Source organism: Vibrio marinisediminis, assembly GCF_014050145.1.
Taxonomy (GTDB): domain Bacteria; phylum Pseudomonadota; class Gammaproteobacteria; order Enterobacterales; family Vibrionaceae; genus Vibrio; species Vibrio marinisediminis.
Genome location: NZ_JACFYF010000007.1, coordinates 23302 through 48955, shown reverse-complemented (window position 1 = coordinate 48955; position 25654 = coordinate 23302). Strand labels below are relative to the sequence as shown.

At 45.5% G+C, this 25654-nt stretch carries 23 protein-coding genes; 15 read left to right on the top strand and 8 right to left on the bottom strand.

Going from position 1 to position 25654, the window contains the following annotated elements; translation table 11 throughout:
* Window positions 1-2 precede the first annotated feature (2 nt).
* A complete protein-coding gene (locus H2O73_RS12395) occupies window positions 3-1640 on the bottom strand; it encodes an electron transfer flavoprotein-ubiquinone oxidoreductase (protein WP_182109170.1) in 1638 nt (545 codons plus the stop codon).
* Window positions 1641-1777: 137 nt separating this feature from the next.
* Between H2O73_RS12395 and H2O73_RS12390 the strand changes: the two genes are divergently transcribed.
* From H2O73_RS12390 to H2O73_RS12380, 3 genes are all read left to right on the top strand, one after another.
* Window positions 1778-2530, top strand: coding sequence for an electron transfer flavoprotein subunit beta/FixA family protein (locus tag H2O73_RS12390; protein ID WP_182109169.1), 753 nt, complete (start codon window positions 1778-1780; stop codon window positions 2528-2530).
* Complete coding sequence (locus tag H2O73_RS12385) at window positions 2527-3453, top strand: electron transfer flavoprotein subunit alpha/FixB family protein (protein ID WP_182109168.1); 927 nt, start codon at window positions 2527-2529, stop codon at window positions 3451-3453. Before H2O73_RS12390 ends, H2O73_RS12385 begins: the two co-directional genes overlap by 4 nt.
* A gap of 95 nt (window positions 3454-3548) precedes the next feature.
* Window positions 3549-5540, top strand: a complete 1992-nt coding sequence (locus H2O73_RS12380; RefSeq protein ID WP_182109167.1) for an acetoacetate--CoA ligase — start codon at window positions 3549-3551, stop codon at window positions 5538-5540.
* On the opposite strand, the gene H2O73_RS12375 is transcribed toward H2O73_RS12380, so the two are convergent.
* Entirely contained in the window at window positions 5537-6394 is an 858-nt protein-coding gene (locus tag H2O73_RS12375; protein ID WP_220457579.1) for a MurR/RpiR family transcriptional regulator, read from the bottom strand. The two genes, H2O73_RS12380 and H2O73_RS12375, sit on opposite strands and share 4 nt — an antisense overlap.
* Before the next feature lie 284 nt (window positions 6395-6678).
* Between H2O73_RS12375 and H2O73_RS12370 the strand changes: the two genes are divergently transcribed.
* From H2O73_RS12370 to H2O73_RS12330, 9 genes are all read left to right on the top strand, one after another.
* Entirely contained in the window at window positions 6679-7221 is a 543-nt protein-coding gene (locus tag H2O73_RS12370) for a TRAP transporter small permease subunit (RefSeq protein WP_182109166.1), read from the top strand.
* Window positions 7218-8537, top strand: coding sequence for a TRAP transporter large permease (locus H2O73_RS12365; protein WP_182109165.1), 1320 nt, complete (start codon window positions 7218-7220; stop codon window positions 8535-8537). Before H2O73_RS12370 ends, H2O73_RS12365 begins: the two co-directional genes overlap by 4 nt.
* A 65-nt stretch (window positions 8538-8602) precedes the next feature.
* The gene (gene dctP / locus H2O73_RS12360) at window positions 8603-9655 is read left to right on the top strand and encodes a TRAP transporter substrate-binding protein DctP (protein WP_182109164.1); all 1053 of its coding nucleotides are present in this window, start codon (window positions 8603-8605) and stop codon (window positions 9653-9655) included.
* A 48-nt stretch (window positions 9656-9703) separates the two neighbouring features.
* The gene (locus tag H2O73_RS12355) at window positions 9704-11071 is read left to right on the top strand and encodes a glutamine synthetase family protein (RefSeq protein WP_182109163.1); all 1368 of its coding nucleotides are present in this window, start codon (window positions 9704-9706) and stop codon (window positions 11069-11071) included.
* Window positions 11072-11102: 31 nt separating this feature from the next.
* Window positions 11103-12509 carry an aldehyde dehydrogenase family protein gene (locus tag H2O73_RS12350; RefSeq protein ID WP_182109162.1) on the top strand — a complete coding sequence of 469 codons (1407 nt, stop codon included), beginning with the start codon at window positions 11103-11105 and terminating at the stop codon, window positions 12507-12509.
* Complete coding sequence (locus H2O73_RS12345) at window positions 12510-13676, top strand: iron-containing alcohol dehydrogenase (protein WP_182109161.1); 1167 nt, start codon at window positions 12510-12512, stop codon at window positions 13674-13676.
* A gap of 11 nt (window positions 13677-13687) precedes the next feature.
* Window positions 13688-14413, top strand: a complete 726-nt coding sequence (locus tag H2O73_RS12340; protein ID WP_182109160.1) for a glutamine amidotransferase-related protein — start codon at window positions 13688-13690, stop codon at window positions 14411-14413.
* Between the two features lie 169 nt (window positions 14414-14582).
* Window positions 14583-14915, top strand: coding sequence for a PBPRA1643 family SWIM/SEC-C metal-binding motif protein (locus H2O73_RS12335; RefSeq protein ID WP_182109159.1), 333 nt, complete (start codon window positions 14583-14585; stop codon window positions 14913-14915).
* A gap of 343 nt (window positions 14916-15258) precedes the next feature.
* Entirely contained in the window at window positions 15259-16572 is a 1314-nt protein-coding gene (locus H2O73_RS12330) for a serine hydrolase domain-containing protein (RefSeq protein WP_182109158.1), read from the top strand.
* A 124-nt stretch (window positions 16573-16696) separates the two neighbouring features.
* Here H2O73_RS12330 and H2O73_RS12325 read toward each other — a convergent pair whose 3' ends face one another.
* The 6 genes from H2O73_RS12325 to H2O73_RS12300 form a co-directional block, all read right to left on the bottom strand.
* Window positions 16697-17098, bottom strand: a complete 402-nt coding sequence (locus tag H2O73_RS12325) for an NUDIX hydrolase (protein WP_182109157.1) — start codon at window positions 17096-17098, stop codon at window positions 16697-16699.
* 189 nt (window positions 17099-17287) lie between these two features.
* Window positions 17288-18259, bottom strand: a complete 972-nt coding sequence (gene pip, locus H2O73_RS12320) for a prolyl aminopeptidase (protein WP_246335916.1) — start codon at window positions 18257-18259, stop codon at window positions 17288-17290.
* A gap of 1 nt (window position 18260) precedes the next feature.
* Complete coding sequence (locus H2O73_RS12315) at window positions 18261-19055, bottom strand: ABC transporter permease (RefSeq protein WP_182109156.1); 795 nt, start codon at window positions 19053-19055, stop codon at window positions 18261-18263.
* Window positions 19052-19780: an ABC transporter ATP-binding protein gene (locus tag H2O73_RS12310; protein WP_182109155.1), complete on the bottom strand. Its 729-nt coding sequence runs from the start codon at window positions 19778-19780 to the stop codon at window positions 19052-19054. Before H2O73_RS12310 ends, H2O73_RS12315 begins: the two co-directional genes overlap by 4 nt.
* A complete protein-coding gene (locus H2O73_RS12305; protein ID WP_182109154.1) occupies window positions 19777-20760 on the bottom strand; it encodes a PQQ-dependent catabolism-associated beta-propeller protein in 984 nt (327 codons plus the stop codon). The genes H2O73_RS12310 and H2O73_RS12305 overlap by 4 nt, the downstream gene beginning before the upstream one ends.
* A complete protein-coding gene (locus H2O73_RS12300; protein ID WP_182109153.1) occupies window positions 20757-21962 on the bottom strand; it encodes an ABC transporter substrate-binding protein in 1206 nt (401 codons plus the stop codon). Before H2O73_RS12300 ends, H2O73_RS12305 begins: the two co-directional genes overlap by 4 nt.
* A 287-nt stretch (window positions 21963-22249) precedes the next feature.
* Here H2O73_RS12300 and pedF point away from each other — a divergent pair, with 287 nt between their 5' ends.
* From pedF to H2O73_RS12285, 3 genes are all read left to right on the top strand, one after another.
* Window positions 22250-22693, top strand: a complete 444-nt coding sequence (gene pedF, locus H2O73_RS12295; RefSeq protein ID WP_182109152.1) for a cytochrome c-550 PedF — start codon at window positions 22250-22252, stop codon at window positions 22691-22693.
* Window positions 22680-23558 carry a substrate-binding periplasmic protein gene (locus H2O73_RS12290; RefSeq protein ID WP_182109151.1) on the top strand — a complete coding sequence of 293 codons (879 nt, stop codon included), beginning with the start codon at window positions 22680-22682 and terminating at the stop codon, window positions 23556-23558. The genes pedF and H2O73_RS12290 overlap by 14 nt, the downstream gene beginning before the upstream one ends.
* Window positions 23559-23783: 225 nt before the next feature.
* Window positions 23784-25550: a PQQ-dependent methanol/ethanol family dehydrogenase gene (locus H2O73_RS12285; RefSeq protein ID WP_182109150.1), complete on the top strand. Its 1767-nt coding sequence runs from the start codon at window positions 23784-23786 to the stop codon at window positions 25548-25550.
* Window positions 25551-25654: the final 104 nt, after the last annotated feature.

Genomic DNA, 25654 nt, shown 5'->3' with positions numbered 1-25654 from the left:
TATCACATATTTGGGTAGTTAGGACCACCCCCACCTTCCGGTGGTGTCCAGGTAATATTTTGACTTGGGTCTTTGATGTCGCAGGTTTTGCAATGTATACAGTTTGCAGCATTGATCTGTAATTCAGACTGGTTGTCATTGTGCACAATCTCATAGACGCCGGCTGGGCAGTAACGCTGCGCTGGTTCGGCATAAAGTGCTAGGTTTTGCTCAATAGGAATACGCTCACTCTTGAGCTGTAGATGACAAGGTTGGTTTTCTTCATGGAAGATGTTAGATAAAAAAACTGACGACAAGCGATCAAAGCTCAATACACCGTCAGGTTTTGGGTAATCAATGGGTTGTGTGGTATTTACCAGTGATAAGGTTTGATGATCCGGCTTCTCACAACGCACATTCCAACTTGCTTTGCCCCCCAAAACATTCTGCTCAACCAGCGCTAAACCACCACCCAACATGGCGCCAAAGCGATGAATCCCCGTTGAAAAATTCCGCGCTTGATAGAGCTCTTGATACAACCAAGATTGCTCAAAATGAGTTTGATAATCTGCACTAGTCGCGTGATTTTGCAACGCTTCAAACACCGACTCTGCAGCAATCATCCCCGACTTCATCGCGGTATGAGTTCCTTTTATTTTTGCTGCGTTTAGTGTTCCAGCATCACAACCTATCAGCAATCCACCGTCAAATTGTTGAGTGGGCAGCGAATGTAATCCACCTTTGGTTATCGCCCTCGCCCCATAACTGATCCGTTTACCATTTTTAAGGTATTGCTCAATCATCGGATGGTGCTTGAAGCGTTGGAACTCTTCAAAAGGACTAAGATGCGGATTGCTGTAATTCAAATCAATGATTAAGCCCACCGCCACTTGATTACCTTCCAAATGATAGAGGTAGCTGCCACCAGTGGCATCACGTGTGAGTGGCCAACCTAAGCCGTGCAATACCAACCCTTGTTGGTGTTGTTCGGCAGGGATTTCCCATAACTCTTTAAAGCCAATGGCATAGTGTTGCGGTGATTGTTGTTCCGCTAATTTGTAACTTTTGATCAATTGCTTACCTATATGTCCTCTCGCACCTTCAGAGAACAAAGTAAACTTGGCTCGCAGCTCAATACCTGGCTCAAAATTAGACTTCTGTTCACCAGACTTATCTAATCCCATATCACCAGTAACAACGCCACAGACTCGATTTTCGCCATCAATAATTGGCTCGCTTGCACTAAAGCCCGGGTAGATTTCTACCCCGAGTAGCTCGGCTTGGCTCGCTAACCATCGACATAAATTACCTAAACTAATTATGTAGTTACCTTTATTATGCAAGGTGTTAGGCACAGCCCATTGTGGTAATTGATAACCCGCCTTCTCACTGCTCAAATAACAGGTAATATCCTGAGTTACGGGGGTATTCAGTGGCGCACCATTTTGCTGCCAGTCGGGGAATAACTCATCCAAACTGCGCGTTTCAAATACGGCACCAGAGAGAATATGCGCACCAACTTCAGAGCCCTTTTCCACCACACAAACCGATATATCCTGCTCGTTTTCGATTGCTATTTGTTTGATTCGGCATGCAGCAGATAACCCAGAGGGACCCGCTCCCACGACCAGTACATCGAACTCCATGCAGTCTCTTTCCATGGTCAATTCCTTTTCTTGTTCGCATGTTGCTAGCTTGTTAATGAATAATATATTTAAAGTTGACGCAAACGTAAAGGTAAATTAACATCAAATTAAAGTCATCATCACATTGTCTTCACTGTAAAAAGGAATCTAACGTGAAAATAGTAGTGCCAATCAAACGAGTTATTGACCCTTACATTAAGGTTCGAGTTAAAGCGGATAATAGTGGCGTTGAAACCAATAACGTTAAAATGACCATTAACCCATTTTGTGAAATAGCGGTTGAAGAAGCAGTACGGCTAAAAGAGCAAGGAATCGCAGATGAGATCATCGTTGTCTGTGCAGGCGAGAAACAATGCCGAGAGCAACTGCGTACTGCACTGGCGCTTGGTGCTGATCGCGCCATTCACGTCGACACTCATAACAATATTGAACCTTTGATTGTGGCTAAATTACTTGCCGCGATCGTCGAGCAAGAGAAAGCAAGCTTGGTCATCACGGGTAAGCAATCCATTGACACCGACAACAATCAAGTCGCACAAATGTTAGCCGCCCTACTTGATTGGCCTCAAGCAACCTTTGCTTCCAATATTTCAATCAATCAACAGCAAATGGAAGTGGTTCGTGAGGTTGACGGCGGATTAATGACGGTCACCATGACGCTGCCTGCTGTTGTCAGTACCGACCTACGTTTAAACGAACCTCGCTTTGCTTCCCTACCCAACATCATGAAAGCTAAGAGAAAATCGTTAGATACCATCAGCGCAGACAGCTTGGGGGTTGAAGTTACTTACAGCCAAACCATTACCGAAGTGACACCGCCGCAAGCGAGAAAGAGTGGCGTTAAGGTGGAATCTGTCAGTGAACTTGTCGACAAACTACGTAACGAAGCGAAGGTGATTGTATGAAGAACCTAATCATTGCTGAACATGACAATCATCAGCTTCATGCCGATACTCTCAAAGTAGTGAGCGCAGCGACTCAAACCAGTCAAGATAACACGCTATTGGTGATGGGTAGCCAATGTGATGCCGTGGCGCAACAAGCCAGTCAAATTGACGGAATCTCTCAAGTTATCTGTATTGATGATCCCGCTTATGTTCATCAATTTGCGGAAAGCCTTGCACCAACCATCGCCAATATGGCGAAAGAATATCAAGGGGTTTGGTGTTGTTCGTCTTCGAAAGGCAAAGACCTCGCGCCAAGAGTGGCTGCGAAATGTGGCGTGGGACAAATATCTGACATAGTACAAGTAATTGATGAAAATACGTTTATTCGTCCAATTTATGCAGGCAATGCGTTTGCAAAGGTCACCAGCCACGACGACTTACGCGTTGTGACTGTCCGTGCCTCGGCCTTTGAGGTCGTTGAATGCAACAACCAAGTCGATATTATCTACCAACAAGCGACACCTCACTCCCACAGTGTCGAATTAGTATCCATTGATAAAACCGAATCTGCACGCCCTGAATTGACGGCGGCAGAGGTTGTAATTTCCGGTGGTCGTGGTGTGGGCAGTAAAGAAAACTTCGCCTTGATCGAGCAACTGGCTGACAAACTTGGTGCCGCCATAGGCGCATCACGCGCAGCGGTTGACGCAGGTTTTGTCGCTAACGATTTACAAGTTGGACAAACGGGTAAAATTGTAGCGCCTAAGCTTTATATAGCGGTTGGGATATCCGGAGCCATTCAGCACCTTGCCGGGATGAAGGAGTCGAAAGTCATTGTTGCGATAAATAAAGATCCGGAATCACCGATATTTGAAGTTGCCGATTATGGGCTAGTTGGTGATCTATTTGAGATATTGCCTCAACTCATCGAGCAGCTTTAACAATATCACGACAACCCGACAAAAGATGATAAGGGATGAGAATAACAACTCATTCCCTTTCATGGTTATGGCTAATCACAATAGCAGAGGGAAGCATGGCAAACCCAGCACCAATTTGGTCCCCTACAGCCGAGCGTATTGCAAATAGCAACTTACAACGCTTTATCGACAGAATCACGGTTACCAGCCAACACAAATCAATCACTGACTACGCCACGCTGCATCAATGGTCTATCGATAACGATGAGCAGTTTTGGCAGCAAACGTGGCAGTTTTGCGATGTTATCGGGCAGATGGGCAACAATATCAAAACGCTTGGCGAGCCGAAATGGCAGCAGCCCTGCTCTAACCGCGATACGGTTTGGTTTGCCGATGCTACGCTTAACTACGCTGAAAATTTACTCGCTCATGCCACAAAATCACCACAACAAATCGTCTTAAGCTTTAGCAATGAATCCGGTCAGCACAGGCAACTCATTGGGCAAGAGTTACTTGAACAAGTCTCTTGTGCACAGCAATGGCTAATGGATTGTGGTGTAGAACAAGGTGATGTGGTTGCAGGCTATTTACCTTATTTGCCTGAAACCGTGATTGCAATGCTCGCAACCACCAGCTTAGGTGCAATTTGGACCTCAACCTCACCAGATTTTGGTGCCGACAGCGTGATTGAACGCTTTGGACAAGTCAAACCTAAGGTGTTGTTCTGTTGTGATGGTTACCGATTTAACGGTAAGACCTTTGACATGACAGAGAAGAACCAGGCAGTTAGCAGCCAATTAAGCCGCAATATTGAGGTTTGCGAAATCGGCTATTTAGCGGAAGATACACAGCACAGCGCCGCACACGCCACTTCTTGGCAGTCAATGTTAACTCGCTATCATGCACAAGCTGTACGCTACCACTCGGTTAGCTTCAACCACCCTCTATTTGTGCTGTACTCGTCTGGTACTACCGGACAACCTAAGTGCATTGTACATTCTGTTGGCGGTACGCTACTCAACCATCTAAAAGAGCATCAGTTACACTGTGACGTAAAGCCAAACGACAAGGTGTTTTACTACACCACCTGCGGTTGGATGATGTGGAACTGGCATGTTTCTGCGTTGGCTAGCGGCGCGACTTTGGTGATTTACGATGGTAGCCCGGTTTACCCTGATCCTTCGGTTTTATGGCAGTTGGTCGATGATCAATCTATTTCACTGTTTGGTACTTCAGCCAAATATTTAGAAGCACTGGAACACGCCAATTATCACCCTAAGACAAAGCACCAATTAACCTCGCTTAACACACTTTGCTCCACTGGTTCCGTTCTCTACCCAGAGCAATTCAGTTTCGTTTATCAACAAATTAAAGACGATCTGCACTTAGCCTCCATTTCTGGTGGTACCGATATTTGTGGCTGTTTTGTATTAGGTAACCCTATATCTCCTGTCTACCAAGGTGAGTGCCAATATGCTGGGCTCGGCATTGCCGTTAATGTGGTGGATGATGACGGACTAGTTGTGAAGCAGCAACGTGGCGAGCTCACTTGCCACAACGCTTTACCCAACTACCCGGTCGGTTTTTGGCTCGATGATGGTGAACGTTACCACAACGCATACTGGAGTAAGTTCGCCAATATTTGGCACCATGGCGATGATGTTATGCAAACCGAGAGTGGCGGCTATATCTTCTATGGTCGTAGTGATGCGACTTTAAATCCGGGCGGAGTTAGAATTGGTACTGCCGAGATCTATCAACAGGTGAATATGCTGCCCGGCATCGAAGACTCGATTGCAGTTGGCAAGCTCAATCAGCAATCAGAACAGATTTGGTTAATGGTGAAACTTGCCCCAAATACTGAGCTAACCCCACAACTAACGGATCTCATTCGACATACCTTAAAATCGAAATGCTCACCACGACATGTTCCGCAGGCAATTTTTGCCATCAGCGACATCCCTAAAACCCGTTCAGGAAAGTTAGTGGAGCTCGCGGTTAAACAAGTGGTCAATGGTCAGCAAGTGAAGAACATTGGGGCTATCGCTAACCCTGAAGTGCTCGATGAAATCGCTCAGCTTTGCCACATCGAGCATGAAATGAGTTAAACAAACTTCTTAAACAGTTTGACGCGATCTAACAGTACTTCGAGATCTTTCATTCGATTGCTGGTGTCCGCCCATGTGGCGGACTGCACCGCCTCAACTAGGGCTTCGACTAAAAAAGTAATGGCTACGGTAGAGTCCCATGCCGAAGGGGCTTCAATGCGCGCATGAAAAACATGTTGAGAAAACTTCGTCACTGGTGAGCCCCATTGGTCAGTAAACAATACCAACTTTACGTTTCGGCTGCGGGCTATTTCCGCCAAGGTGAGGATATCATTTTCGTATCGACGAATATCAAACACCACCAAGGTGTCACCGGGCTTCATATTAATCACGTAATGTGACCAACGGTTAGCATTTGGCTCCACCATCGTCACGTTGGCTCTAATCACTTGCATATGAGTAAACATGTATTCAGCAATCGAATGGCTGATGCGCCCACCAACAATATAAAGCGAACTGTTTTGATTGCTTAGTGCATCAACCACTTGATTGAATGACTCTTCATCAACTTGCGCGACAGTTTGTTGGATATTGTTCATCACCGCCTCAGCGAATCGCCCTAGTAAGTGGGATTGCTGATCAATATTGGAGATAGAGGCACGTTTCTCAATTGGATTTTTTAGCGTATCGCCGATCTCTTCATGAATGCTGCGCTGCATGTCAGGAAAGCCGGTGAAGTCGAGCTTTTTAGCCAAGCGAACAACCGTTGGCGTTGAGACCTTCGCCGCTTCAGCAATAGAAGCAACGTTGCCTAAACTCGACGCTGGATAGTTTTCCAACATCACATTTGCCAGTTGTCTTTCAGCCCTGGTGAGAACTGAAAACTTCTCTTTGATCCTTTCTGCGACCGTCAATTGAATATCCTTAAGTGAGTGTAAAGTGCGACGCTAACCCCTTTCTGTAATAAATATAACACTAGATCAAATTCTGAAAAAATAATTTCTTTCTACGTTGACTAATTGTATTTATTTGTAATTATTATGTTACAACTCAATAAGTCGCTCAGTTATTAACCAGTGAGAATGCGTGTTTTAACTCGCTAACTGGCTAATGAATAGAACGGAACATTGATAAAACGAGTAATGACAGAAAGGAACAATGAGGTTCCTTCCTACACAAAGACATGGAGTCGTGAACAATGCAGGATCCAATCAACTTTCTGCCCTCTCCCGCTAAGGCCTTTGTCAGAATAGTCGAAGCCATTAACCGCAGAATTGGTCGGTTTGCGATGTATCTTATCTTCGTTATGATCGGAATACTGCTCTATTCCTCTATTTCTAAAACGTTTTTCTTCCCATCGCTTTGGACATTGGAAATGGCACAATTTGTAATGGTTGCCTTCTATATGCTCGGCGGACCTTACTCAATGCAACTGCACAGCCATGTCCGCATGGATCTACTCTATGGCAATTGGACTCCGCGTAAAAAAGCCATCATTGATAGCATCACCGTCATCATGTTGTTCATCTATCTTGGCGTGCTGCTTTATGGCGGTATCTCTAGCACCAGTTATGCCATTGAGTATGGTGAGCGCAGTTATTCAGCATGGCGCCCATATATGGCGCCAATCAAAATTCTGATGTGTGTCAGCGTGTTTTTGATGTTGTTGCAAGCCGTCGCGGTTTGGCTACGTGACATTGCGACAATCGTTTATGGCAACGAGTTGGAGGCGAACTCATGAGTTATGAAATGATCGCCTTATTGATGTTCTCCGCCATGATGCTGATGTTACTCACTGGTCAGCGTGTTTTCGCCGTAATTGGTTCTATTGCTGTTATTGCCGCACTGCTGCTTTGGGGTGATGGCGGGTCTGAAATCGCCTTTAGCTCAGCGATTAAACTGATGAAATGGTACCCACTGTTAACGCTACCGCTGTTTATCTATATGGGGTACATGTTGTCGGAGTCTGGCATTGCCGAAGATCTCTATCGCATGTTCCATGTATGGATGGGTCCTCTCAATGGCGGGTTAGCCATTGGCACTATTGCCTTAATGGTGGTTATCTCTGCCATGAATGGTTTAAGTGTCGCGGGTATGGCAATTGGTGCCAGTATTGCCCTACCAGAGCTACTTCGTCGTGGCTATGACAAAATCATGGTTACTGGCGTTATTCAAGCCGGTAGTTCATTAGGTATTCTCGTTCCACCAAGCGTGGTCTTGGTCCTTTACGGCATGATCGCTCGCCAGCCCGTTGGACAACTATGGCTTGCCGGGGTATTCCCCGGGCTATTGATGGCAACACTATTTATTGTTTACATCGTGATTCGTTGCAAGCTTCAACCTAATCTTGGCCCGGCACTACCAGAAGAAGAGCGCAACGTTAGCCTAAAAGAGAAACTGCTGCTGCTACGCGCAGGTATTACCCCGCTGCTGATTTTTGTTTCCATGACTGGTCTTTTCCTTATGGGCGTGACTAGCTTAGTAGAGAGCTCTGCGGTTGGTGCCGTTGCCGCCACCATCGCTGCCATTGCAAAGAGACGTCTTAACCGCTCAGTACTGGAAGAGACGCTGAGAAAAACATTAGCAATTAGCTGCATGTTTATGTGGATCATATTAGCTGCGCTCTGCTTTGGCGCGGTATTTGATGGTATTGGCGCGGTAAAAGCGATTGAAGGTTTCTTTATTGACCGCCTCAATTTGACCCCATGGCAAGTACTTATCTTAATGCAGCTCTCTTACCTTTTAATGGGGACCTTCCTCGACGATACCGCCATGCTGGTTATCGTCGCCCCACTTTACGTACCACTGGTTGGCGCATTGGGCTTCGACCTGTTGTGGTATGGCGTGCTCTACACCATTACTTGCCAAATTGCCTACATGACACCGCCATTTGGCTACAACCTATTTTTAATGCGTGCTATGGCACCACCCGAAGTTTCATTGAAAGACATTTACATCTCAATCATTCCGTTTGTGCTCATTATGATGTTTGGTTTGATTCTGGTAATGGCTTTCCCTCAGCTGGCTTTGTGGCTTCCGGAGTACCACTACGGCTAATGAAAATCACCCAATGTACAACCATAACCTTTGATATGGACACACATTCCATGGAGGAATAAAACATGTCTTCTAGAAGAGATTTCCTGAAAAAAGCCGGTGCTGTTTCTGCCGCTGGTGCCACTGCATTAGTTGGTGCTCCTGCGATTGCCAGTACCAAAGACCCAATTAAATGGCGTTTACAAACCTATGCGGGACCAGCATTAGGTGAACATGTCATTAAACCGGCTGTGGATGCTTTTAACAATGCCGCCAATGGTGAAATGATCATTGAGCTGTTCTATGCCGATCAGCTAGTACCAACAGGCGAGCTATTTCGCGCCATGCAGCGTGGCACCATCGACATGGTGCAAAGTGATGATGACTCCATTGCCGCGCCAGTCGACATATCCGTATTCGGTGGTTACTTCCCATTCGCAACCCGCTACAGCCTAGATGTGCCAGTTCTGTTTGAGCAGTACGGTCTAAAAGAGATTTGGCAAGAAGCCTATGACGAAATCAAAGGCGTGACTTGGCTCTCCGCGGGCGCGTGGGATCCATGCCATTTTGCCACGGTTGAGCCTATCCGCAGCCTAGCGGATCTAAAAGGAAAACGTGTCTTTACCTTCCCAACGGCGGGTCGATTCCTGTCTCGTTTTGGGGTTATCCCTGTCACCCTACCTTGGGAAGATGTCGAAGTGGCAATTCAAACTGGCGAGCTCGATGGCATTGCTTGGTCAGGGATCACCGAGGATTACACGGTTGGTTGGGCGGATGTAACCAAATACTTCCTCACTAACAACATTTCTGGGGCTTGGTGTGGTTCCTTCTTTGCCAACAGCGAACGTTGGGATGCGTTACCTGAGCACCTAAAAACGCTGTGGAAATTGTGCATGGACAGCTCGCACTACTATCGTCAGCACTGGTATTGGGGTGGTGAAGCGAAACTGCGTGTCGAAGGTGACAAGCTAGAATTGACCACCATCCCTGATGAAGAGTGGAAAACCGTGGAAGCCGAAGCGCTTAAGTTTTGGGATGAAGTCGCCGAAACCAGCCCTAGAAACAAACGGGTGGTGGATATATTCAAACAGTACGCAGCCGACATGGAAAAAGCGGGCAAACCATACCGCTATAGCTAAATCAGGTAATGCACCGGCTGTGGTAGCCGGTGCAAAGAGGAATGACGAATGGATGCAAGATCAGTAAAGACCATTGAAGATGCCAAAGCGATCATCGAGGAGCGTAATCTCTCTCATGTCAAAGTTGGCTTGTTTGATAACGATGGCATCATGCGCGGAAAATACATGTCGAAAGACAAATTTTTCTCTTCGCTGGACAAAGGCTTCGCATTTTGTGATGTAGTATTAGGTTGGGACAGTAAAGACCAGCTCTACGACAATACCACTTACACAGGTTGGCATACCGGCTACCCTGATGCACCAGTAAAAATTCTGCCTGAAACGTGTCGCGATGTACTCGATGAAGAAGGCATGTTGTTATTTATTGCCGAGTTCGATCAACAAGCCGCGGCGATTTGCCCTCGTAGCACGCTTGAGCGAATCGTTGAGAAATACCATGAATTAGGGCTGAATCCTTTTTGCGCCTTTGAATACGAGTTTTTTGTCTTCAACGAGACACCGAAATCCGTGCGCGAGAAAAACTTTCAAGATCTTGAATCCATCACACCGGACTGGTTCGGTTATTCGATGATCAGAAATTCAACCTATATCGAGTTGTATCAGCAAATCTTGGATATGAGTGAAAAGATGGATTTTCCGATTGAAGGTATCCACTCAGAAACAGGACCGGGCGTGATTGAAGCCGCGCTGTCGGTTGATAGCGCAATCAATGCCTCTGACAAAGCTGCGTTATTTAAAACCTACACCAAGGTATTGATGCAACGAAACAATATGATGGCAACCTTCATGGCGAAATGGAGCAATGATTGCCCCGGTCAAAGTGGGCACATTCATATTTCATTGCAAAACAGCGATGGCAGCTCTGCGTTTTACGACAAGGGCAATGAACACAATATGAGTGCCGTTCAGCGTCATTTTGTCGCTGGTCAGCAACGATTAATGCCTGAGTTTTTATCAATGGTTGCCCCCACCGTCAATAGTTACCGCCGCATGATCCCAGGCTTTTGGGCCCCTACCCATTCCACTTGGGCTGTGGAAAACCGCACCACCTCGCTGCGCGTCATCCCCGGTTCTGAAAAAAGCCAACGTGTCGAATACCGAATTGGTGCCGCAGATGGCAACCCATATTTAGCATTAGCTGCCGCTTTAGCTTCTGGTCTTTGTGGCATTCTCAATAAGTGGGAGCCCGGTGAAGCCATTGTGGGTAATGCATACGAGCAAGATATTCCAGAAGAACTCAAGTTGCCCGCCACCCTTTGGGATGCCGCGCAAATGCTTAAAGCCTCCCCTTATGGGCGTGAAATGTTTGGCAATGAATTTGTGGACCATTTTGCTGCGAGTAGAGAGTGGGAAGAACGTGAGTTTCGTAAAGCAGTGACCGACTGGGAACTCAACCGCTACTTTGAAATCATTTAAACGGCAATCGTGACTAAATAGGTATAGAAGCATGGAACAGCACACTCTATCTCCCATTGACGGCAAGGTTTGTGTATCGCGAGAATTATCCTCGACGACACAAATCGGCACCATCATTGAGCGCGCCACGCAAAGCCAAAAGGAATGGCAAGCCACACCTTTAGCGATGCGAAAAGCAATCTGCAAACAAGCCATCGCCAACTTTGTTGCTAACCAAGAGGCAATTAGGCAAGAGATCACCATGATGATGGGCAGACCCATCGCCCAAACCAAAGGGGAAATACTAGGCGTTGAAGAGCGTGCTTTAGCAATGATTGAGCAAGCAGAAAAGGCACTAGCGACCATTGAGTTAGCGGAAAAACCCGGCTTTACCCGTTATATCAAACGCGTTGCCTTTGGTAACGTTCTGGTGATTGCGCCGTGGAACTACCCTTACTTAACCGCCATTAATGCCGTCATCCCGGCTTTATTAGCTGGTAACTGCGTGATCTTAAAACACTCTGCGCAAACGCCGCTCTGTTCTGAGCGATTAGTACAAGCATTTGAAGGCACCGGCTTGCCTCACGGCGTGTTTCAGTTTGTGCACACCGACCATCAATCCACGGAGCAAATGATCCAACACCCGCAAATTGATTATGTTGCCTTTACCGGTTCTGTCGCAGGCGGCGCAATGGTCGAGAAAAACGCCGCAGGGCGCTTTATTGGTGTCGGCTTAGAGCTTGGTGGTAAAGACCCCGCCTATGTCCGCGCTGATGCGGATATTGATCACGCGGTTGAAACACTCGTTGATGGTGCGTTTTTCAATTCAGGGCAATCGTGCTGCGGGATTGAACGCATATATCTGCATGAGTCGATTCATGATCAGTTCGTTGAAAAAGCGGTGGCATTAACCAAACAATATCAACTCGGCAATCCCAACTCTTCAGCCACCAATCTAGGACCCGTTGTCCGCACTGCTGCTGCCGACTTTGTTCGCTCACAAATTGAAGATGCGCTTGCCAAAGGAGCCATTGCCAATATCGATGAGTCTTGGTTTACCGAGAGTAACAATGGCACGCCTTATCTAGCCCCGCAGATCTTAACCAATGTAGACCACACCATGCGAGTGATGACGGAAGAATCTTTTGGTCCCGTGGTAGGCATTCAAGCGGTATCGAGTGACGAAGAAGCCGTCAAGCTAATGAATGATTCTGAGTTTGGCTTAACCGCTGCGATCTTCTCTAGCGATGAACAAGCCGCTGCAACGCTAGGTGAGCAAATCGAAACTGGCACACTATTCGTCAATCGATGCGATTACCTTGACCCACAACTAGCATGGACAGGGGTGAAAAACTCTGGTCGCGGCTGCACCTTATCCACCATCGGTTTTGAAATGCTCACTCGACCTAAGTCATTTCATATCAAAACCCTCAACAATCAAGCTGCGGGAGAGCAATAAATGGCGATGACAAATTGGAACTACCCTACTTCGATCTGTGTTGGCGAAGGGGCGTTAAATACCCTAGCGCAGCAATGCCAACGGCTAAACATGACCTCTCCAATGCTAGTGACTGACCCCTTTTTAGCTGAGCTAGATATTATCAAGCGGTTGGTCGCGGATTGCGCCAAACAGGGCGTCATGATTACCGTATTTGCCGATATTCAAGGCAATCCCACCGATGAAAACGTCAGCAAGGGTATTGCCGCCTACAATGCTCAAGACCACGATGGCATTATTGCTTATGGCGGCGGATCTAGCCTTGATGCGGCTAAAGCAATTGCGCTATGTGCCAAGCAATCTCTACCTCTGTGGCATTTTGAAGACATTGGTGACAACTGGACACAAGCCGATGAAAGTAAAATTGTTGCGGTCATTGCCATTCCAACCACCGCAGGAACAGGCTCGGAAGTAGGCAGAGCGTCTGTCATTACTGATGGTCAAAACCACACCAAAAAAATCATTTTCCACCCGAAAATGTTGCCTGTTCAAGTGTTACTTGACCCACTCACCACTGTCGATTTGCCTGCCCATATCACAGCCGCAACCGGGATGGATGCACTCTCCCATAGTTTAGAAGCCTACTGCGCGCCAAGCTATCACCCAATGGCGGACGGCATCGCACTGGAGTCGATTCAACTGATCAAACGTAACTTGTACAAAGCCTATGTTGATGGACAAGACATCGACGCACGCACGCAACTGCTAGTGGCTTCCTGCATGGGCGCAACCGCATTCCAAAAAGGCTTAGGGGCGATGCATGCTCTGGCGCACACCCTTGGCGGCTTGTATGACAAACATCATGGGTTACTTAACGCCATCTTAATGCCTTATGTTTTACACGCCAATCGCAGCGAAATAGAAACAAAAATGGTCACCCTTGCCCGCGCGTTATCACTGCAGTCTCCGGGCTTCGAGGCTGTTGAAGAATGGGTACTTGGGTTAAGAAAAACATTGGAAATCCCGCACACCCTCGCTGAGATAGGAATTGGTGATGAGGATGCACTAAAAATTGGCGAACTTGCCTTAAATGATGCCGCCGCGGGTGGTAACCCGATTCAATTTACCGCGCAAGAATATACACACTTGTTCTTGCACGCTCTCACGGGAAATAAGACAACCTCATAACGGTGACAATAATGAAAATTGGCGTATTAATTTGCGATGATGTAAATCCTGCACTGGAACCTCTACACGGCAATTATCAGGTCATGTTTTCCCGATTATTGCTTGCGGTTGATAACACGTTGGATCTGCATTTTTATTGGGTAAACCACGATGAGTTTCCAACTCAACTCAACGAGTGCGACGCCTATATGACCACCGGCAGTAAATCCGGCGTAATGGATGACGATGCGTGGATAAAACGCATGGAGGATTTTGTCCACCAAATTCACCATGCTCAAATTCCATTTGTCGGCATCTGTTTTGGTCATCAAATGTTAGCGAAAGCCTTAGGTGGCGAAGTGTTCAAAGCAAAAGTTGGCTGGGGTGTTGGCACAGTGATAGCCAAAGTAAGCAAGCCACAAGCATGGATGAAACCTTATCAAAAAGAATTCAATCTATTGGTTAGCCATCAAGATCAGGTATTACGCCTTCCTGTTGGTGGTGAAATTCTCGCTGGGAATGACTTTTGCCCTATCTCGATGATGCAGGTAGGGCAAACATCATTAGGTATCCAAGCGCACCCTGAATTTTGTGCCGCCTACTCAAAAGCGCTGATCGAAAAAAGAAAAGACACTATTCCAGAAAATGTGCAAAAGAGAGGCTTTACCTCTTTGAAGTTACCGACCGATGGGTTACTTGTCGCTCGCTGGATGTTGAATTTTATCCAAATCGGACTTAAGCATGGTTCGAGCGATTAGCGGAACCAGCAAAACCAACTTAAGATGTTGATTTTAAAAACAATTAACATACACATTTAGACAGCAACGTTAAGAACCATCATCTTGCACCGATCATTGCTTTATCATTTGTGGGATATCAGTATAATCCCCGCTCTATTTCGTCATATCAACCTAAAACGAGCACTCAATGTCGAAACTATTTTTCAAAGGTCGTATCGAGACAAGACAGAATCACGTGTTAGCTGGTTACAACGTTAACCGTGATGTTAAAGCAGGCTCTGAAGAGTCACCTATTGCTGTTGTAGTAAAAACCGAAGAGCGCAAAGCAGAAGTTGCAGCGCTGGTTGCTGAGCACGCTATCTTTGCTGAAATCGTTGTCGATGCAGATCAAGAAGAGAATACTGTAGAGCTTGATACCATCCTAAATAAGCCAAAAACGATTGTCTTCGACAAGAAGCCAAACCGTAATGACCCATGCTCATGCGGAAGTGGCAAAAAATACAAAAAGTGCTGCGCATAATCTCTTAGCGTATCTGACACTTAGCAAGTAGAGGCTGGCTTATTTCACACACGGTCAACTCTACTTGTTCGCTTTCTATCGCAACAACAACTCAGTCCCCAAACTCACTTTCAGCTATTAATTAAGTTATCAATCGAAACTCTGTATGCAACTCGATTGAAAACTCGTTATCACATTGTTTTATCTATCAATATCTCTATGGTGAACTTTGTCGTACCATTGATATTATTGGGTAATAACTACAATGAACCAGCCATTTCCTCTAATAAGAAAAGCGACACTTTGTCTCTGGTGCTGCATTGGCATACTTTTCTCTGGGCTCGCTCAATCTTCAGATTCAAATGTGAATGATCGTTTTAATCAACAAGCACTTCGCGACTATATCGTCAATTTGCATGATGATAACCGAGCAATGATGAATGTGCTTATCTCACGCAATGGTGAAACCATCTTCAGTCAACAAACCGGATTCTCCCATGTAGAATCCTCTCTGTTTCGTTCTGATGAACATATAAAAACGACTGAAGATACGCCGACGAAGATAGCGTCGATTACCAAGATATTTGTTTCAGTTTTAATCCATCAGTTGATTGACGAACAAAAGCTATCACTAGAGACGCCTCTCTCAACACTTTACCCAAATGTCGTTAATGCCCAAAATATCACTATAAAAAATCTGTTAGAACACAGTAGCGGAATATTTAATTACATCTTAGATGAGCACATTGGTGAATTTATTTTTGTACCTCATTCAAAAGAGGCATTATTAACTCGAATTGAAGCTTACCCTTCCGTTTTCCCACCCGGTAATATGTCTAGATATTCAAACTCAAATTACATTTTGCTCGGTTTCATTATCGAAGATCTCTACCAAAAGCCGTTCGAAGTGGTTTTAAAACAAAACATAACCGACAAGCTAAACCTCTCTGAGACTCGCTATTGTCACGACTTAGATGCGTGCCAATTTGAAACTCAGTCATACAGTTATTGGAATGGCAAATGGGCAGAAGTTCCTGATTGGCACCAATCTATTTTGTACACCGCTGGCGGTATAACCTCTACCGCCGCAGACTTAACTACTTTCATTAATGCGCTGTTTAACGGGGGGTTAATCACCGCCAAGTCACTCAGCTCTATGACTGAAGATAATTATGGCTTTGCCAAGGGAATATTTAAGTATGATTTTTCCGGTTATACTGGATATGGTCATGATGGCTTGGTAGAGAATTTCAATTCTCAACTAACCTATTATCCAGAGTTAGACTTAACTTTTGTTATGCTGATTAATGCGCTGCACGATAATCCACAGCAAATATTTAACAACGTAAAAGCGCTCTATTTTGGCACATCGACTAACATCCCAAAATTCAACCAAGTACCAATCGATATTTCAACGCTCACATTAGACAATTATATTGGAACGTATAAATCAATAACACAGCAAACCGTTGTAAACGTCTATGTCGAGAATGGCAAACTGATGGCGAGCCTTGATGGTTTAAATAACGCGGAGTTGACACCGTTAAGCGAAGAAGATTTTGAAAATAAATTTATTGGCTTCGATCTTCACTTCTTTGGCAAAAATAATACCGAAGGTCACTACATCATGATTAAGTCTCAATATGGCGGTTCTGAAGAGACTTTTTATAGAAAGTAATACGATAGAAGGGAAAACGATAGAAAGAAAAACAATAAAAAGCAACGCGATAAATAGACACCGTGACCGAACAAGAGCACAAAGCAGCTGTTAAGCAATACAGCTGCTAAACACCCTAAGTAGGCTACTTGATTAGCGCGTTTTCTGCTAACGACTGCAGCACCACCAGTGCGGCCAATGAACAGATCGACTGAGCATTGCTATCAATAAAACGCAACTCTTCAATTTCTGCATCTGCTTCAAGTTCACCTTGATAATCAGCGAAATAACAAGTTAATTTGACCGATACACCACTTGCTTTACCATCCGCTTGAGCGACAAAAGTGTCCGCGTATTTAATGGTTTCCGGTTGTAGATCTACGGATAGTTCTTCTTTAATTTCACGAACGAGTGCTTGCTCATCACTCTCACCGACTTCACGTTTGCCGCCAGGTAAATAGAACAGCTCTTTCCCTTTAGAGCGAACCACCAAAAATTTGCCATCACGAATGGTTATCCACGCCAGCTTATCGATTACTTTATCCATTTTAACTACCAATGCTTTGCCTACTCCAATGATGAGTAGCAATTAAAAATTCAGGAGATGAGGCATCGCTGCGTTAACTCCCAGCGCAATGCGCTTGATTTTAACCATCTACGCCGACTTTGTCGTCTAGTAAAAGTGCTATCGTCTAGATGTAACGTCACCTAAAAATTATATCCCTATGACATCAAGTCATGAATCAAACGCAAGCTGATCGGTCAAACGGATAATGGCATCAAGAATTAATGGTTCATCAGCCACATGCCCCGACATCGGTACAATGTTCAAATCGATATTTGGGTTTACACTGTATAACGCCCACGCTTGTTCAACTGGGCAAACCATATCGTAGTGACCGTGAATAACATAGGTAGCAATCTGAGAGATTTTGCCCAGTTGCGATACGGTGAAATCGTCGCTTAAAAAGCAGTTGTTAAGGCAATAATGCAGCTGAATTTTCTTTGACTGATCACTATCAACCGCTAACAAATTTGGCTTAAAAGGTTCGGCTACTATCCGTATCAGGCTCGATTCCCATTGACTTAACGCTAGCTTAACCCGCAACTTTTGTGTGTCATCATCGCTGATTAAATGCTTATACAAACTGCTTAGCGGTTCGTTGCATTCTTCTTCCGCCAATACGCAAAGCAACTGACCCCATTGCTGAGGATAAAACTTCGCAGCACCCTCTGCGCCATAAACCCAGTCTATGTCTTGCTGCCTACCAAGAAATACGCCACGCAAGATCAACGCGCTCACTCTCTCGGCATACTGCTGCGCATAAACCAGCGCCAATGTCGCGCCCCACGACCCGCCAAACACCATCCAACTTTCTATCCCTAGAAATTGTCTAATTTGCTCCATATCAGCAACTAAGTGCCAAGTAGTATTGTTTTCGATGCAGCCATAAGGCAGGGATCGCCCACAGCCTCGTTGATCAAACAGAATGATTCGATAGTCGCGAGGATTGAAAAAACGACGATGACTAGGGCTACAACCTGAACCAGGTCCACCGTGTAAAAACACAATAGGTTTCCCTTGCGGGTTACCACACTCTTCAATATAAATTTGGTGAGTTATCTCTCCCCGTCCTGACGCCATATCAAGTCGATAGTGCGCATAGGGCTCGATACTTGGGTAAAGTGTTCGTAAATCGTCACTCAAATTATCCCCCTTTTCTGCTCACTTGCTTTGGAGAAAAGCTATTGATGGCCACCATAGAGACCACCACGGTGGCAACCAAAACCACCAGAAATGCCGTGACATCGAGCTGTTGATAAAGCGCAAATCGCAACAACTCAACGCAATAGCTAAACGGATTATATTGGCACAACCAATACAGCCAAATACTCGCCTCTTTCATTTTCCACAACGGGTAAAGCGCACTAGACAAGAAGAACATCGGAAAGATGACAAAGTTCATCACCCCAGCAAAGTTCTCTAGCTGTTTAATTAAATTCGATAGCAGTAAACCCAAGGCGCCAAGAAAAAACGAGATAAGGAAAATGGCAGGAATTGCAGTTAAGTAACCCAATGGCGGCGTGTCTACTCCAACAAACTGCACAATCAACAAGAAAATACAGACCTGAAGTAGCGACAGAATCGCCGTTGCGACCAGCTTACACATCAATAGAAATGGGCGTGATAATGGACTCATCAATAGCAATTTCATGCTGCCCATTTCACGATCGTAGACCATCGACAGTGAACTTTGCATGCCATTAAACAGCACAATCATGCAGCATAAGCCCGGCGTTATGTACTGTTGATAAGTGATGTAGGTACCATACGGCTCCATAATAGATACGCCAAGCGCAGCGCGAAAACCGGCAGCAAACACAACCAACCACAACAACGGACGAATTAACGCGCTGAGCAAGCGAGTTCGCTGCTGAATGAAGCGCAAAAACTCTCGCTTTACTATGCCGGTAAAACAGTAACGATATGGCTGAATATTCACATTATCTCCACTGTTTGCGTCAGCTTGCGGTAAAGCTGATAAACATCATCGGTATCATGCTGCTGGCACAAGTCGCCAGCTTTGCCTTGCGCCTTAACCTCACCTTTATCCAACAGTATCAGTTGATCACCACTTTGAACTTCGTCCATCAAGTGCGTCGCCCAAAGGATGCAGATACCCCGTTTTTTAGCCAATTCTCGTATGTGTTCAACAATTAAATTGCGACTGTCGTTATCCAGCCCAACGGTTGGCTCATCAAGCAATAAAACTTGTGGTTGATGCATCAGCGCGCGAGCGATTTCTAAACGACGACGATGCCCACCATTTAAAGACCTAACACGGTCGTCTAGCCGGTTTAACAACTGCAATTCTTCAAGGATTCCACTAACGTTATTCATCGCTTGTTGTGACGAAAGACCATGCAGAGAAGCATGGTAGAGCAGGTTTTGTTGCACGGTTAAATCAAGGTCTAACGTGCTTTGTTGGAACACCACGCCCATTCGCGCCAAAACCTGCCGTTTTTGTGCCTTTAAGTCGAGATCACTGAAGGTGATCTCTCCTTGTCGACTCTCATAAAGCCCAGTGAGCAGCGAGAACAGGGTGCTTTTCCCGGCCCCATTAGGACCGAGCAAAACATTAAACCCGCTTGACAACACAAAGCTAAGACTTTTGAGTACAGGCTGACGCCCATAATCATAGCTTAAGTCGATGACTCGAAGACTCATAGAACGTCCTTGATCGCGACTCCCCAAGGGTAACGACCCACTTTCACTGACTTAACCACTTTCATTTTGTTGACATCAATCACAGAGACATCACCGCTCACACCATTGGTAGTTAGCAGCAGGCTTTGATCACTATTGAAGCCTAACTGCCACACGCGGCGCCCAACTAATAGATATTCATCAATTGACAGATTTTCACGATCAATAACGGCGACGTGGTTAGCAGGACCTAAAGCAACAAAGGCGTGCTTACCATCATCACTTAATTCAACGCCAACGGGTTGGACACGATCACTATGAATACCATCAATTTCAAACTTAAACGTCTTAATAATTTGGCGAGTCGGCACATCAATCACCACCACTTCCCCACCAATCTCTGAACTTACCCAAAGGCGCTGGCTATCTTCCGAGAACATCGCCGAACGAGGTCGGTCAGCCACGAGTGTATTGTCAATATTTTCATGGGTTTCGGTATCAATCCAGTGCACCATATTGGTGGTTTCAGAGGTAACCACGACAATCTTACCATCCGGGCTTACCGCTAAACCTTCCGGTTCTACGCCGACATCGATTTGTGTTTTCACTGCACGCGACTCAATATCGATAACAGTAAGCAATGCGTCATCTTCATTGGCGGTGTATATCGTTTTGCCATTGGGATGAAGTGCAATGGTCTCAGGATCTTCACCAGACGGCAGCTCACCAATCACTTGCTCTGTCGCAAGATCCAAGATTTGAATTGTGTCTGAATCACTCGCGCAAATATAAGCTTGGGTATGATCGTTATTGAATATGATCCCACGTGGACGTTGCCCTACCGGGATTTGCTTAATCACTTCTAAGCTTTGCATATCGATAACGGAGATATCATCATCTTTCTCATTGGTGACGTAAGCTTGCTCATTGGCACTGGCGAAGGTCGGCGATAAATTGATTGCCGCACCGATTAAGCAAGATAAAAACAACGACGGTTTCATAGTAGCTCCTTTTGTGAAACACATTGAGATTCCTCAATATCAAACCCTAAAGTATCGAGTTCAGTTCTGGGGTGCAGAACACCAGCTTGTGGCGATAACGACACCAAACCATTAGGCTGAACTAACGCCATAGGCATTCTCAATTGACCACTCCATGACCTATAACTTAATTTCCTTCCTTTATAGGCCGCTAATTCAAACTCATCAGACTTAATAAATGACTTTATTTGCTGATGGTCATCGGTTTTCTGTTTATGAACTGCTTGGGCGACGCTGCGAACAGCCAAGTAGGCGCTGAAATCCAGCTCGTTCATGCTTCTGTGTGCTTGGTCTTTAAATCGCTTTTGTACTTGTGCCGCCCCCCACTGTTCAATAACTGGGTGCCACGTCAATGCTTCTAACCCTGAAGAACCAACCACAGGGCGAGGAATATAGGTGTTAAACGGGATGTATTCAGCAAAATCTTTCGATTTATCAGCAACATAAACCACGTCGTAATCCGCCACCGTTTGTGTAAACAACGGCACTTCTTGTTGGGCGCTGCGCCTTAAATCAGAATTAAAACTCCAACTCTTTTCACTCATGATTTCTAAACCAAAACGTTTCGCAGAGCGTTTAAACGAATCGCGGAGTGCAATGTCCTCAGGTTTACTGCCATTCACCATTAACACTTGGGTAAAACGTCGACTAAGTAGCCATTGGGCAATGGCATCAGAACGCATTGCATCACTTGGGGCGGTATGCAATACCGACGCTAAACACTGCTGAATGCGAAGGCTATCGGATGAATCGTTAACGTTAAACAGCAACACTTGGTTGTCACTCGCCCATTGATTAGCAGCGATAAGTGTTTCTGTTGGCACGTCGAGCACAAAAATGTGGCGACCAAGGGCATAATCCGCCTGTAACTGCGCCAATACTGCAGCGGACGTATCAAATTGGTTGTAGACCAACTCAAACCGCTGTTTCAAAAACTTACCGGTACTATTTGAATCATCAATACCAAGTTGAGCGCCTTGATAGCCACTATCCTTCGGCTGTTCTATCACATTGGAAAGCGCTGGCGGCTTTCTCACCTCTTGCTTCAAATAATTAATTTTTATATCAAGAATTTGGTTATTTGCAGCCACCGCTATTGGTGCAAACAAAATAACAACACCGAAATAAAATACGTTTTTAAATAAAGAAAAAACATCCTTCATTGCTATTCCCTCAACCTTTCAGCATATGAACCTAACTGGTATTCACCGAATGACTTTTGTTCAGCATATAGCAAAAAATGGGATTATTAAAACCACACCACACGCACACACACCTACAGCAAGATACTGTTTTTATAGAAATAAATGGCAAATATCTTATTTATTTAACGCCGTATAACCTACTAAAGGATGAGAAAGAACAGCCCCAAAGTGCAATTAGAAATAGCAATTATGCTGTCTAGTATTGTAAGCAAATCAAAATAATTAAATTTAATGAGGAGTTTCGAATGAAAAAAGCACTGGGAAAAAGTAAAGGTATATGGGCACCCATTTTATTAGCCACCTCTTTTAATATTTATGCTCATGGCGCCGTAACACCACAATCAATTGACACCACGGAATTGCCTCAGTTAGGCGAGGAATGGCTTGACGAAAACCCATATCGTGAAGAGAGCGGTGAAACGTTAAAAAACATCATTACGGTTGGCGCTTCAGCTTATAACCAGAACTGTGCACGTTGCCATGGGTTAGAAGGGATTTCTGGCGGGATAGCGCCCGACTTACGTTTACTGACACCCGATTTCGATGGCGATGAATGGTACGGCTACCGAGTGCAAAATGGAGCCGTTCGAAACGGTGCGGTTTACATGCCAAAAATGAGTGAGCACCTATCACAAGAAGCGCTTTGGTCTATTAAAACGTGGTTAGAGTCTATCAGTGAAGATATTTAATTTATTGGTTGTTGGGATAGGCTTAGTGGTGAGTACTTTGTGCAGCCACACCATTCAAGCCCGCTCCTACGACGACATTATCGAAAGCAAGCAGATCACGGTAGCCATCTATCGTGACTACCCGCCCTTTTCCTATCAACAAGATGGGATCGCACACGGTATCGATATTGATATTGCACGGCACATCGCCAAAGAGATGGATGTCGAATTGCGATTACGCTGGATGACGGCAGATGAAAACGTCGAAGACGATTTAAGAAATAATCTTTGGAAAGGTCATTATCTTAAACGCACGGTTGCCGACCTCATGTTACGTGTCCCGTACGACAAGAATTATTCCATCGCCCGTGACGATATTGGTGAACTGGTGCATGAACAGGTACACATGTTTGCCCCCTACCATACTGAATCTTGGCAAATTATTTACGACAACAGCAAGATCGAATCCGTCTCAACGATGGCGGTTTTTCAGTATCACAAAATTGGTGTAGAGGTGGACTCTATCCCTCAGTTTTACCTCTCATCGGCATTTGGCGGGCAAATGCGTAATAGCTCGCACCACTACCCTTCAACCTTACTTGCGGTCGATGCAATGCAACAAGGCGAAGTCGATGCCGCCATGGGTCTTCGCAGCCAAATCAGCCACTTACAAGGCTCTATGGACGCCCAGCAATATAAGCTCGCACAAAATGCTTTCCCTATGTTAGGGCAGCAGCAATGGGATATCGGCATGGCGGTGAAAACCAATTATCGCCAGCTTGGCTACGCCGTTGGAGACATTGTCGAGAGCATGATTAAACACGGAGAAATGAAAAAGATCTTCGCCAAATACGGCGCTATTTACCAAGTGCCTGCGTTCTATTGAGTTCCTACTAAGTGATGAAGAAGAACGCTACTGGAGTTCAATAGGCGCGATAGAAAAATGCACTTACTGTTATCGAATCCTGCGCAAGATGCCAAACAACGAGCCAGTATGGCGTCTTCATAGGGTAACGGTAGCTAAGCAATATCTTCCCTTAACAATATTGTTTAGCTACCAACCACGCTCAACAAATTGCGATTTAAATAACGATTCCTTGAGGAAGCAACAATGATAAATGCCTACAAAAGTACAAAGCTATCATTATCCCTTTGTATTACATTAGCGCTCTGTGGTACCGCGAGTGCTAATGTAACTGATAAAGATATTGCTAATGATCAAATGACCACCAATGATGTTGTCTCTTATGGCATGGGTTTAAAAGGTCAGCGCTACAGTCCGCTAACAAAAATCAATGGTGATACCGTTGAAGAAATGCGCCCTGTATGGGCATTCTCGTTAGGCGGTGAAAAACAACGCGGGCAAGAATCACAGCCACTGATTAAAGATGGTGTGATGTACATTACCGGATCTTATTCGCGCATGTACGCGATCGATGCACGTACTGGTGAAGAGCTTTGGCAATATGACGCTCGCTTGCCCGATGGCATCATGCCTTGTTGTGACGTAATTAACCGTGGCGCCGCGCTGTACGGTGATTTGGTGATCTTCGGAACGCTTGACGCAAAAATTGTTGCGCTGAACAAAGATACCGGTAAGACCGTGTGGAAAAAGAAAGTCGCTGACTACAAAGCGGGTTACTCGATTACTGCCGCCCCTATTATCGTAAAAGGTAAAGTCATTACCGGTGTTTCTGGTGGTGAATTTGGTATAGTCGGTAAAGTGACTGCCTATGATGCAACCAATGGACAGCTGGTTTGGGAGCGCCCAACCGTTGAAGGCCATATGGGTTACATCTGGAAAGATGGTAAAAAAATCGAAAACGGCATTTCAGGTGGCAAAGCAGGTCAAACGTGGCCTGGTGATTTATGGAAATCAGGCGGAGCAGCGCCTTGGAATGGCGGCACTTATGATGCTGAAGTTGACTTGCTCTTTTTCGGCACGGGTAACCCAGCCCCTTGGAACTCACACCTAAGACCAGGCGATAACTACTTCTCTTCTTCCCGTTTAGGTATCGACCCAGATACTGGCAAAATCGAATGGCATTTCCAAACTACACCGAACGACGGCTGGGATTATGATGGCGTTAACGAACTGGTTTCGTTCAACTATCAAGAAAAAGGCAAGACGGTTAAAGCGGCCGCAACCGCAGACCGCAATGGTTTCTTCTACGTATTAAACCGCGAAAACGGCGACTTTATTCGTGGCTTCCCATTTGCTGACAAGATCACTTGGGCTTCAGGTTTAGACGACAATGGCCGACCACAGTTTGTCGCCGATAATCGCCCTGGTAACCCAATAGATTCTGCCGATGGCAAAAAAGGCAAAACAGTGGTTGCTGCGCCTTCGTTCTTAGGGGGTAAAAACTGGATGCCAATGGCATACAGCAAAGATACCGAGCTTTTCTATGTACCTTCAAACGAATGGGAAATGGACGTATGGAATGAGCCTGTTTCGTACAAGAAAGGAGCAGCCTACATAGGCGCAGGCTTTACCATCAAAGCAATCAACGATGATTACATTGGTGTCCTACGCGCGATTGATCCTAAATCAGGAAAAGAAGTATGGCGCTACAAAAACTACGCGCCATTATGGGGGGGCGTACTTGCTACTGCTGGTAACTTAGTCTTTATGGGTAACCCAGAAGGCTACCTACTCGCATTCGATGCCAAAACCGGCACAGTTAAGTACAAATTTAACACTGGCTCAGGCATCGTCGGCTCCCCTGTGACGTGGGAAATGGATGGCGAGCAGTATGTCTCGGTACTTTCAGGTTGGGGCGGCGCCGTACCACTATGGGGCGGTGAAGTAGCAAAACGTGTCAAACACTTCAACCAAGGTGGTACAGTTTGGACATTCAAACTGCCTAAAAGCTAAGGTTTTACCCTAGCGCAAATAACAGTACCACACACCCAAAAGGCTGCAGATGCAGCCTTTTTCCATTAAGCCAAGCCATTCACTCACACCATCACCACATAATC